The sequence below is a fragment of the Ruminococcus sp. HUN007 genome, from assembly GCF_000712055.1.
Lineage (GTDB): Bacteria > Bacillota > Clostridia > Oscillospirales > Ruminococcaceae > HUN007.
Genome location: NZ_JOOA01000002.1, coordinates 2,365,825 through 2,378,567 on the forward strand (window position 1 = coordinate 2,365,825; position 12,743 = coordinate 2,378,567).

A 12,743-nucleotide genomic window follows, 5' to 3' on the forward strand; every position below is an offset into this window, starting at 1 on the left:
AACGCTGAAATGCCGTGATTCCGCGCAGTCAGGACCTGCAGTTTTCAATAATATTGCCTTGCATGGTACTTTTATGGTATAATAAAAGCTGATGCTGAAAACAGGTACGGTAAAAGGCCGTATCTGCGGCAATATGGAGAAACACTGATATAAGACATGAAGACGAAGCCGGAATCCCGGCCGGATCAGTGTTTCCTTAAAGATGATATAAAGAATTACCGGAGGAAAAAATATTATGAGGAAAACATCAGCTTTTCTGGCAGCTTTTCTGTTTACTGCTTCATTTACGGGCAGTGTGTGGAGCGTATCGGCAGAAGAAACTGCAGCTGAAACGGAAAAACCTGTGGCTGCGCAGACACAGAACAGTGAAAGCAAACCGGAGGAGACTTCTGCAGCAGAAAACACGCCGGAAAAAACTGAGCCGGAATCAACAGATTCCGGGGAAAACAATCAGAGTGAAACTTCCGCAGCGGAAACAAAGCCAGAGGAAAACAGCCAGCCGGAGACTTCAGAAAGTACTCCTGGAACTGAACAGAATACCGGAGAACCTGTGAAAGAGGAACCGAAGGAAGAACATGCGGCTCTTAAGACATTCGTAAAGGGTGTTACCGAAAACGACGAACAGGCAAATGAACTTATGAACAGGCTCCTTGCCCGTGAAGTGACTGCTGCTGATGTGGTAAGGGACTTCTTTTCAAAGAGGAACTATGACGACAGCGAGGAAGGCAGAAAGCAGTTCATTGCCGACCTGTGCAAATATGTCTACATGAATGAGAACGAGTTCGAAAGGGAATATCCGGCCAAGACGGCATTCTTTGATTTCGGAATGAGCAGGGATTACTTCCTTATGCGATTTGTTCTTTCAGATATTTTCAATAATTTCTGTAACGACGAGGGCATCAGCCGCGGTAATATACCGATAAATGAAAACAGGGATAAGAACCCTCAGGTCACAGGCTATGTCCAGAAGATATATAACAAAGTACTCGGAAGAAGAGCTGATACAGACGGACTCAACACCTGGACAGGCGAGATAAATTCCGGAAACAAAACTGCAGCCGATGTGCTTGCCGGCATACTGAGCAGCGACGAGTTCAGAAAAAAGAACACTTCGAACGAAGACTATGCAGCCATCCTTTTCCGCATGTGCCGTGACAGAGAGGCTGATGCGGAGGAGCTTAAGACCTTTGTGGAAAGTACTCTTGCCAAGGGACACACAAGAGAGGCTGTTTTAAGAAAGTTTGTCCGTTCCGATGAATTCACAAAGTACTGTGAAGACCGCAAAATAAACCGCGGTGACATAAACGTAGGCGGATGGTCCACAAACTACGACGGATTCAAGATATACGTAAATCCGGATACCGGACTTATGGAACGCGGATACACCACAGTAAACGGCATTCCGTGCTACTTCGATTATGACGGTACTCTCCGTACTGACTGGAGCGATCTCGCTGATGTTATTCCTGCAAGTGCTCAGATCTATTCATACTCCGCAATGGAAAAGGATATCACAAAGCTTGCACAGCAGTATCCTTCACTGGTTCACATCAGATCAATAGGCCGCACCTTCGACGGCAGACAGATCTATGATTTTATCATCGGCGAAGAGAATGCTGAAAATCAGCTTGTTCTTGCGACAGGAATGGATGCGGGCGAAGCCGAAACAACAAGAGCCGTTCTTGCCGGCGCTGAAAAATTCCTTAAGAATTACCGCACAGGAAAATCAGAAGACAAGTCATATGAAGAGCTTCTTGACGGTGCCTGTGTTCACATTATACCGATGCGCAATCCTGACGGCATTTCCATTGCCCAGTTCGGACTTGACGGAATCAGAAGTTCATCACAGAAGCACCGTATAAGGACGATGAGTCTTCTGGACATCAAAAACAGCGGTTTGAATACTTCACTTGGTGACTACCTGAAAAACTGGAAGGCGAACGGCCGCGGTGTTGATCTTATACTCAATGCCGGAGCCGGTACTGCATCAAAAAAATCACCGTGTGCATCAGGATATCCGGGAGAAGGAAAGAATACTGAGACCGAACTGAAAGCTTACGATGAATTTATAAAGTTGCTGAAACAGGAGAGCGCCGTTTTCTGTGATTTCAGCGGAAATCTGAAAAAAGGCGCAGAAGAGCTTCCGGTCTACCTTAGTGTTTTAAAGTACGGCAGTGCAACGGCAGAAACCGCGAAAGCAAATCCTTCTGAGACAGAAAAGGCTGTCGAAGGATCATCTGCTCAGACAGGAACGGAAAAGTCAGCAGAACAGACTTCAGCAGAACAGACTGCTCCCGAAAAAACTCCGGAAAGATCAGCTTTTGCCGAACATCTCTATAAAACTGTCCTCGGCAGAGATCCTGACGAAGACGGATGGAAATACTGGACTGAAAGCCTTGATTCCGGTGTTGTGACTCCTTTTCAGACCGCGAACATTTTCCTTGAAAGCCGTGAACTTCAGAAACGCGGCCTGTCAGATGAAGACTATATAAAGGTTCTTTTCCGCGTATTTTGTGACAGGGAACCGTCCGGTGACGAAATGAACCATTACAGGGATCTTCTGAGCGGCGGCTATTCAAGAAGCTACGCTGCAGCACGTGTTACTGAGCTCGGCGAATACTACAAGGCTTTTGCCAAATACGGAGTTACGGAGACCGAATCCGGAAAAGAAGGCTGGAACGACAGCGACAAGGGCAGATATTACGTTCAGAACGGCGTAAGGATCAGAAATGATCTGCGCAACCTTGACGGATTCACATTCGTTTTTGATAAAAACGGCTATCTTACAGAGGGTAATTTCCCGATAGGCCAGACTACTTACTTTGTCAAGGACGGCTACATCATGCCGCGCAACGGTATCAACTGGAGAAAGGAAGTGCTGGCCGGAAACCTGAGAAGCTATTCGGGAAGAGCACAGAAGATGGATATTCCTGTTGATTATCAGTTCCTTTACAACAGAACTATCTGCACATTCGGCGGCGTTGACAAACACGTAAGGGAGTCAGGCTGCGGTGCGACAAGTGCGTCAATGGTAATGAGATATCTTACTGGAAAAGATGACGAGAAGTCTGATCCTGAATATCTCTTCGAATGGGCGTACAAAAACGGCGAATACTTCGGATACGGACTTGCTGAAAGCACACTTTCAAAGTTTCTCGAATCCGCAGGAATAAAGAGCTACTGGATCGATCCCGATGCAGGCAAGGTAACAAGGGCGCTCAGAGCAGGTCATCCGGTGATCTCACTTGTACGTGAGGGTTATTTCACATCCAGCGGCCACTACATTGTTCTTACCGGTATCACACGTGACGGCTATGTAACTGTAAACGATCCGAACAATTCATCAATGGGAAGAATGGAATACAGACTCGACACCGTTTTAAAGCAGGCAAAGGATTTCATGATCTGCGGCGTGAGTGAGGAAGAGGACAAACAGCCTGAAGACCAGCCTAAGCAGGAGGAACCAAAGCAGGAGGAACCAAAGCAGGAAGAACCAAAGCAGGAAGAACCGAAGCAGGAAGATCCGCCGAAACAGACCGGCTGGTCAAAGGACCAGGACGGAAACAAGATCTATCTTGACAATGACGGCAAGCCTGTTACCGGCTATACAGTGATAAACAACATTAACTGCTACTTCGATGAAAAGGGCGTGCTCCGCACAGACTGGAGCGATCTCGGCAGCTTTGTTGACACCTCATCTGCAATGTACACCTATGAAGACATGGTGTCCGATATAAACAGCCTCAAATCGCAGTACCCGTCACTTGCAGATACGAAAAGCCTCGGCACCACAGCCGACGGCAGAGACATCATGGAGCTTGTCATAGGCAAAGGCAGCAAACAGATCATCGTTCACGGCGGATGCCATGCAAGAGAATATATGGGCAGCATGCTCGTTATGAACCAGGCAGAAAACTTCCTCAGGCATTACTGGGACGGAAGCTACTCCGGACGTTCATATAAGGATCTTCTTAACGATTATCAGATACACATCATACCTATGCTCAATCCTGACGGTATCACCATAAGCCAGAAGGGGCTTGACGGCATCCGTTCAGCTGAACTGAGAGCAGGTATTCAGGAAATATACAGGAAAGACCTTTCTGCAGGCATAACAGGACAGAGCCTTGAATCCTATCTCCGCTCATGGAAGGCAAACGCAAAGGGCGTCGATATAAACCGTAACTTCCCTGTGCCTGAGTGGGCAGACCAGGGCGAGATTCAGAGACCAAGTTCAGCCAAGTATGCCGGTCCGTCAGCAGGATCGGAAACGGAAACACGTGTTGTTACCGATCTTGTAAATTCACTCCCGGGATGCAGGGCTGTTATAAGCTATCATTCGTCCGGCTCAATGATCTACTGGCAGTATCATCAGTCAGGAGACTTCCTTGACAGATGCCGTTCAACAGCCGGTGTGCTTCATAACCTGACAGGCTACACTCTGCTTTACGGCCAGAACAGCGGCGGCGGATGCAGCAACTGGGTGGCTGACGTAAAACACATATTTGCCTGCACGATTGAAATAGGAACCGGGGATTCACCTCTTAATATCGGACAGTATCCGGGTATATGGAACTCAAACAAGGATGTAATACCATACATTCTTTCAGCATATTAAGAAAACACTGATTTATTAACCGGCGTGAAACTGCGGGGCTTAGCCCCGCAGTTTCCCTGCCCGTAAATACGGCGGAGCCGTATTTGCATTTTGATCAGTGTTACCTGAAATTACAGTAAATTTTAAACGGAAGGATCATGATCTATGATAAAAAACAACGCCGGCATACAGCAGTTTCTCAATGCGGCACATGAAGAGACAGACAAGTCGGGAAAAAAGTGCGACCTGCTTACATTCAATAATTTCTGGGATGAAAAGTACGGTGCGTCAGAAATGAATTTTGACCACAGGGCTTTTCTAAACGATGCGGGCTCGATACAGTCTTTTAACCAGATTTCCTATTATCAGGAGCTTACGTCCTACAAAAAAGGTGCGGCTCCGGTAGTCTTTTTCTTCAAGAAGATCATAAGAAAGCTCAATGCTTTTCTGTTCCTTCCGCTGGTTGCTGCCCAGAATACGATAAACCTTTCATTTGCAAGATTTTCAGGACATGTGCGTAACTACATCAACCGTGAGGAAAACACCAAAAGCGTTTTACTCAAAAGAGAAAAGGATATGGAAGAAAGACTTTACGCACAGGAACTTAAGATAAGAGAACTCAGCCGTACGGTTGAGGAACTGCGTGAAACAGTAGAAAAACTCTCAGGAGGCAGCAGATGAAGATTTACCAGTTAGTAGCATCACTTAATTTCGGCGATGCAATAGGAAATGACGTTATAGCAAAGAAGCATGTCATTGAGGACATGGGAATAGAAACTGAGATCTATGCCGCTCACGTAGCTCCTAAGATAACTGAGCCGGGCGCGTATGTCATCGACAAAATGCCGAAGGTGAACGAGGACGATATCGTGATCTATCACATGGGCAACGGTTCACCGATGAATCATATGGTAACGGAGCTCAACTGCCGCCGTATCATGTTCTACCACAACATAACTCCTTACGAGTTTTTTGGTATCGACAACGTAAACTCAGTTGAAAACTGCCGCAGAGGCATTGAGGATATGCACACTCACATGAAGGGAAAGTTCGATGCATATATCTGTGCTTCGCAGTTCAGCAAGGATGACATGGTGAAAATGGGCTATAAGGAAGATCTTATCGATGTTATTCCGATAATCGTTCCGTTTGAGGACTACAGCCAGACACCGGACGAGGCAATGATGAGAAAGCTTTCTGACGGGGTGACAAACATCCTTTTCGTGGGAAGAATAGCTCCGAACAAGAAGCATGAAGATATCATCCGTGCATTTGCTTACTACAAGAAGAACGTAAATGAGAATTCGAGACTCATTCTTGTCGGCAGCCACGATCCGAACGGCATGTACTACAATGACATCGTTTCATACGTGGAAAAGCTGGGCGTTGAGGATGTTGTTTTTCCGGGCCACATCAGCTTTGCCGAGATACTTGCCATCTACAGCAAGGCCGATGTATTTCTCTGCATGAGCGAACACGAGGGATTCTGTGTTCCGCTTGTCGAAGCCATGACATTCGGCGTGCCGGTCATCGCATACGATGCGTGTGCCGTTCCTGAAACACTTGGCGGATCGGGTGTTGTCGTTGACGACAAGGATCCGGTATTCCTTTCAAAGGTCATTAACGAAGTTGTTAATAATCAGGAAATGAGAAAGACGATCATCGAAGCGCAGAAAAAGCGTCTTGAAGATTTCCGGTACGATAAACTGAAGGATGAATTCCAGAGATTCTTAAAGGATTTTATGGCGAAATATCCTCCGCTCAATAACGATGACAGTAAAAAAAAACTATGAAAAGCTCTACGATCTTACCGAAAAGAATTTAAACGATGCAGGAAAGAAAATGGAGTTTTCAAAGTTTGCTCTCCGTACTCTTGCATCAAGAGATGCCGAAAGCATCGATATAACTGCACTCATCAATTCCGGATGTACAATACACGAATTTATTGAGGCAGTGTTTCTTACATTTTTTGGTACAATGCCGTCCGCAAGTGATTTCGAGTACTGGGAGAATGACGGAAAAACAAGAGGCCGTGAGGCTCTGATCCATACACTTATCGAATACGGCCGTACCGCACAGCCGAGGATCGACAGCGGTGTCCGTATGACCTATTCACCATACTGATCATTCGGGGACGGAAGTTAAATGAAAAAAATCTACATCGATGTTACCAATATACCTGAACTCGAACACTACACAGGAATTTCAAGAGTCCTCAGCGAGATCATCCTGAGACTTGTAAAGGATAATGCCGGTATTGTGACTCTTTCCTATTCTCCTGTCCGGCATGCCTATACCGTGCTTGATACAGGTGTTCTTGCAGGCAGGATGAACGGAACTGATCCGGAAGGCGACTGCTATACTGACAGGCTCCTCACACCTGATGAATTCGAGCAGGATTCAGTATTCCTCGAGATAAACAGCAGCTGGCACACTCTTCCCAACAGGAGCTTTCTGCTTCCGAAACTAAAGAACAGGGGAATAAGGATAATCACATTTATCTACGATATCATTCCTGTAAGAAGTCCGCAGTACATGGCTCAGCATACGCTTATGAAATTCATGGAGTATCTTACCGCTCATATGACCTATGCTGACGATATAGTCGTGAATACTGAAGCTGTGCGCTCCGACCTTCTTTCCCTTTTCGACGAGCTCGGAATGAAAAGAAAGCCGGTACACGTAATAGGACTTGGTGCCGACTTCACTTCCGGCGCGAAGGACAGCCACGGTGAGCAGGCTGACGAGGATATACTCCGAAAGCTTGAGGGCCGCAGGTTCCTGCTTACGGTGAGTACGATCGAACCGCGCAAGAATCATAAAGTGATCGTGGAAGCGTACGAAAAGAAAATCGCATCGCTTGATACCGACATCGTGTTCGTGGGACGTATCGGCTGGGAAATGGAGGATCTTCTTGAAAGAATGAAGAGTAATCCGAATTTTGACAGGGGTATCTACGTCTTTTCCGGTATAAACGATGCGACACTTTCAAGGCTTTACAGCATGGCATACATGGTGATCTTCCCGTCCTATGCTGAAGGATACGGCCTTTCGACAATTGAATCGATGATAAACGGTGTTCCGGCCGTCTGTTCCGACCTGCCCGTAATGCGTGAGGTCGGCGGCAGATTCTGCGATTATTTCCCGGCCGATGACGCTGACAGACTCGCAGAAATAGTGGAAAGCTACGTAAGTTCGGATGAAAAGTACGCTCAGAAAAAGAATATGCTGGTCACGGAATACGTTCCGCCGTGCTGGGACAAGACCGTTGAGGATCTTAAATCACTCATTGAAACCGAAAAGGTGAGTGAAAGTGAGTTCGTACACCGTAATATCAGACAGATCGTTTTCCTTTCGGCGCGTCCGGCTCCTATTCTCGCCACGCTTCCGTACATTGAGGAATTTATGCCGTTTCTGACCGAGCTTGTGGTATTCTGCCCGGATAAAATGGCTTTGTATATGAAGAAAAACTATAAGGGCAGGCTTAATCTTACGCTCGTTACTGATGATGAGCTGCTTGCCGGAGCGGCGCTGCCGGCCGATCATGCTACCCGCAATTTCTTTCTCCGCTGTCTGGCCATGCGCCTCGATATACTTGATGATGAGTTCATCATGTCGGACGATGACTACCGTCCTCTCGGACCGGTGGATGAAACATGCTTTTTCAGTGAAGGGAAGTACAACGGGTATTATTTCTCCGACCTGAGTACATGGCGTTACCGCCTTGCAATGCTCTTTTCTTTCGACTATGCAATGTTCAGAACTCTGGAGTTTCTTAAGAGCAACGGTTTTCCGACACTTCAGTATTCATCGCATCAGCCTCAGGTCATAAACAGAAGATGGTATCTTGAAATGCTTGACGAATTTCCTGATATCAAAACACTTGGCTATGATGAATGGAGCACGTACTTCAACTACTGCGCAGTGAGACATTCTGATCACTATCGTCCGAAGCCGTATATCACACTTTCATGGCCGAATATAGGCGGCGAGAATCACGGCGTTCGTCAGTCGGGTTATGTTTTCGAGAATTTCTATAAGGAAAACTACTATAAAAACGGACTTTTCCGAAAGTACGCCGACCGTTTCACATGCCGTGAGTACGTTATAGCTGAAAACAACGAAAAGAAGGAACTGGCCGCTTCGCTTCTGGAGAAATTTGAAGGTGCCGCAAAGCTGCGTGCACAGTTTGCAGTCGATTACGAGGAAGAAGAACATATGCTGCCGTATTTTGCACTGTATCTTCACGGCGACCGCAATACTCCGCCGGTGCTCGGCTGTCCGGAACGCTACCGCATTGCCGCCGGCAGACTTACAAAGCTTGAAATAGGCATTTCACGTGACCTCTGCTGTGCCGCAAACATCATGCAGTACGAATTCAGAACAGAACTTCTGAATGAAGACGACGAAGTGATCCTGTCAGCATCAAGAACAATAATGCCGCGCATGGAATACAGCTACCTGAGCTTCGTTCTCGGCAGCAAAAAAGACGGCTCCTTAAGAATGAAAATAACCGCCCGCAACACCCTGAGCGGAGTTTCAACAACCAAAACCATTCCTGTTGAAATCATATAACTTAGCCAATTGAACGCATAGCCCCGCGAAGGGGATTGGGGGCGACCGCAAAGCCCCCAAATCAAGAAAATGAGACCGTTAAATTAAGAAAGGAAAGATAAAAAATTAAAAATGATTAAAACAATAAAAGAACAGTTTCTGAAAATAAAAAAACATCAGTTCCTGTTCGAGGAACTCGTCAAACGTGATTTCAAGAAAAAATACAAAAGGACCGCCCTCGGAATGCTCTGGAGCCTCGTCTCCCCGCTCATGCAGCTCCTTGTCATGAGCGTAGTGTTCACCCATTTCTTCGGCCAGAACAAACCTCACTACATGATCTACCTCTTCGCCGGAAACCTCACATTCTCCTTCTTCAAGGACTCCACCAACGGCGGAATGAACTCTCTTATGCAGAATTCAAATATAATCACCAAGATAAATCTTCCGAAATACATGTTTCTTCTTTCCAAAAACGTCGCATCACTCATCAATTTCGGACTTACACTAATCATCTTCTTCCTTTTCGTGGCATTTGACGGCATACCTTTTTCTTTCCGGTTTTTCGCACTCATCTATCCGATAATCTGTCTCATCATCTTCAACATCGGCGTCGGACTCATCCTTTCAGCACTGTTCGTACTTTTCAAGGACATCCAGTATCTCTACGACATCTTCACCATGATGTTAAGCTACATGTCCGCTATCTTCTACTATACAGATACATACTCACCGCGTACACAGGTGCTTTTCCACGCAAATCCGATCTACGTGTACATAACCTACTTCCGTGATGTTGTCATCTACGGATACATCCCGGGATGGAAGACACATCTTCTCTGCTTCGGATATGCATGCATCGCACTTCTCGCAGGTGCACTCATCTACAAGAAGTACAACTACAAGTTCATGTACTACATGTAAGGAGGAACTGAAAATGACCAAAATAGAACTCAATGATATTTCAGTTTCATACATAACAGGTGACTTCTCAACCATCGGCCTTAAGGATGTTGTTATCCAGAAAATCAAAGGCCAGTATAAGCCGAAGGAATTCGTTGCCGTAAAACATGTTTCATTCAAACTTGAAGAAGGCGAGCTCCTCGGAATCGTCGGTTCAAACGGCGCCGGAAAATCCACCCTGTGCAAAGTTATTTCAGGTATCATGCGCCCGACTACCGGCACAATGGCAGTCCGCGGTAACATAGCCTCACTTCTCGAACTCGGTACCGGATTCGACGGCGACCTTACCGTTAAGGAAAACACCTTCCTCCGCGGCGCCATGCTCGGCTACACCCGCGAATTCATGAACAATACCTACAAGGCCATAATCGAATTCGCTGAACTTGAAGAATTCGAGGACAGACTGTTTTCACACCTTTCATCCGGTATGAAATCAAGACTCGCATTTTCCATCGCCTGCCTCGTAAATCCGGAAATACTCATCCTCGATGAGGTCCTTTCCGTCGGCGACGGTGCGTTCCGCAAAAAGAGTGAAGCCAAAATGCTCGAAATAATCAAAGGCGGCGCAACTACCTTGCTCGTTTCCCATTCCCTCGAACAGATCCGCCGAATGGCGACCAAAGTCCTCTGGCTCGACAAGGGAAACCAGATCGCCTTCGGCGAAACCAAAGAGATCTGCGACCGCTACGCGGAATTCTTAAACGGAAAATAAAACACGCCGGCATCGTCCTGTTAAACGGAATGATGCCGGCGTTTATTTTTTGAAAAAGTGAAGCTGACACGAACATGGTGATTATATTTCATTGAATAATTAAGTTTCATATGGTATAATCATAGAGAAAGAAAAAACTTACATTCAGAAAGGAGATTAGCTTCGTGAAAAAGCAGGTATCAGTCGGAAGTGAATTTTTTGATGATCTGAGACATAACAATAGTTACTATGTTGACAAGACAGAACTTATTTATGATCTGGTCGAGAAAACAGACAATAAAGTTACATTATTCACCAGACCGAGAAGATTCGGAAAAACACTGACTATGACTATGTTTGACAGTTTCTTTGATATGCGCCGGGACAGTCATGATGTCTTTGAAAATCTGAATATTACAAATAATCATCCGGAATTCTGTGCGGAATGGATGAACCAGTATCCTACGCTGTTCCTTTCACTGAAGGATGTTGAAGGACTAAATTTTGAGTCGGCTTTCGGAATGCTGATCGGCCTGATTTCAGAACTTTGTGTCAAATACGGGGCTATTGAAAATAATAAAGTTGACTCTGATGATATTGAGATTTTTAGAAGGCTCAAATCCAAAAAGTGGAATGGCGATAAGGATGCAAGATATTCGGAAATAAAAGGCTCACTGAAAACAATCATGCGTATGATGCATGCTGTATATGGGAAGCCGGTCATTCTTATCATAGACGAATACGATGTACCGCTTGCCAAGGCATATCAGAGCAAAGACATGGAGTTCTACCGTCAGATGCTGGACGTTATCCGCGGACTTCTGAGTACTGCACTTAAAACCAATGAATATCTGAAATTTGCCGTACTGACCGGATGTCTCCGTGTTTCGAAGGAGAGCATTTTTACCGGAGTCAATAACTTTGCATGTTATTCTGTGAATTCAGTTCAGTTCAGTAATTATTTCGGCTTTGATCAGAATGAAGTTAAGAAAATGCTTGATTATTACGACCTTTCTGACAGATACGAACTGATGAAATCATGGTATGACGGATATATATTCGGTAATAATGAAGTTTTCTGTCCGTGGGATGTTGCAAGATTTACAGCCAAACTGATCGCTGATAAAAACGCTGAACCGGAGAATTTCTGGGCGAATACAAGCTCCAATTCGATCCTTGATGATTTTGTAAGTCGCGAAGAGTTTGAAGTTGCAGATAAATTTGAGACACTTTTAAACGGAGATACGATAACGCAGGATATCTGTGAAGAGCTGACATATGACCAGATGGCGGCGTCGGAAAAGAACTTCTGGAGTGTGCTTCTGATGACCGGATATGTTTCAAAGGCAGATAAAACCGATGGCACCAAAGGAGTTAAACTGCGTATCCCGAATGCTGAGATCACTGATCTTTTCAGGGAAACGGTCGTTGCGAAATTTGAACGAACGCTGGACAGATCTGCAGCTGAGAACTTTATCTCTGCTATGTGGAATCAGGATATGAAAACTGCGGAAGAAATACTTACTGATATCCTCTGGGATTCAATAAGCTATTTTGACTATGGGGAGGAATACTATCATGGTATGCTCAACGGAATTTTCACAGGCCGCGGATACGCTGTTGAATCCAATGCGGAATCCGGACTCGGACGACTTGATCTCCGTGTAAAGGACCGTAAGAACCGCAGGATGATTCTGATGGAATTCAAAAGATCGACAAAGGAAGAACATCTTGAAAGGGACTGCGAAGATGCACTTGAACAGATAAAAAATAACGGCTATGCAAGAAAAATGCCAATGGGGTACCGTAAACAGATTGTCTGCGGCATAGCATTCTTCGGCAAAGTCGCAAAGATCAGACTGATGGAAGAAACCGTTTAACAGTGAAATACAGATCCGGAGGAACTGCAATGTGCAGTCTCTCCGGATTTATTGGTTTATT

At 45.6% G+C, this 12,743-nt stretch carries 8 protein-coding genes; all 8 read left to right on the forward strand.

Translation table 11 applies throughout. The features are described 5' to 3' along the window. Positions 1–235: 235 nt before the first annotated feature. The gene (locus CC97_RS19060) at positions 236–4,618 is read left to right on the forward strand and encodes a M14 family zinc carboxypeptidase (protein ID WP_049962937.1); all 4,383 of its coding nucleotides are present in this window, start codon (positions 236–238) and stop codon (positions 4,616–4,618) included. 144 nt (positions 4,619–4,762) lie between these two features. Then, the gene (locus tag CC97_RS14600) at positions 4,763–5,278 is read left to right on the forward strand and encodes a hypothetical protein (protein ID WP_044975767.1); all 516 of its coding nucleotides are present in this window, start codon (positions 4,763–4,765) and stop codon (positions 5,276–5,278) included. After that, positions 5,275–6,390: a glycosyltransferase family 4 protein gene (locus CC97_RS14605; protein ID WP_044975769.1), complete on the forward strand. Its 1,116-nt coding sequence runs from the start codon at positions 5,275–5,277 to the stop codon at positions 6,388–6,390. The genes CC97_RS14600 and CC97_RS14605 overlap by 4 nt, the downstream gene beginning before the upstream one ends. Next, the gene (locus CC97_RS14610) at positions 6,368–6,721 is read left to right on the forward strand and encodes a hypothetical protein (protein WP_044975771.1); all 354 of its coding nucleotides are present in this window, start codon (positions 6,368–6,370) and stop codon (positions 6,719–6,721) included. The genes CC97_RS14605 and CC97_RS14610 overlap by 23 nt, the downstream gene beginning before the upstream one ends. A 21-nt stretch (positions 6,722–6,742) precedes the next feature. Further along, a complete protein-coding gene (locus CC97_RS14615; protein ID WP_044975773.1) occupies positions 6,743–9,172 on the forward strand; it encodes a glycosyltransferase family 1 protein in 2,430 nt (809 codons plus the stop codon). 111 nt (positions 9,173–9,283) lie between these two features. Continuing rightward, positions 9,284–10,072, forward strand: a complete 789-nt coding sequence (locus CC97_RS14620; RefSeq protein ID WP_044975775.1) for an ABC transporter permease — start codon at positions 9,284–9,286, stop codon at positions 10,070–10,072. Between the two features lie 13 nt (positions 10,073–10,085). Further along, positions 10,086–10,823, forward strand: a complete 738-nt coding sequence (locus CC97_RS14625) for an ABC transporter ATP-binding protein (RefSeq protein WP_044975777.1) — start codon at positions 10,086–10,088, stop codon at positions 10,821–10,823. Between the two features lie 164 nt (positions 10,824–10,987). Further along, a complete protein-coding gene (locus CC97_RS14630; protein ID WP_044975779.1) occupies positions 10,988–12,682 on the forward strand; it encodes an AAA family ATPase in 1,695 nt (564 codons plus the stop codon). The last annotated feature ends 61 nt before the right edge of the window (positions 12,683–12,743 follow it).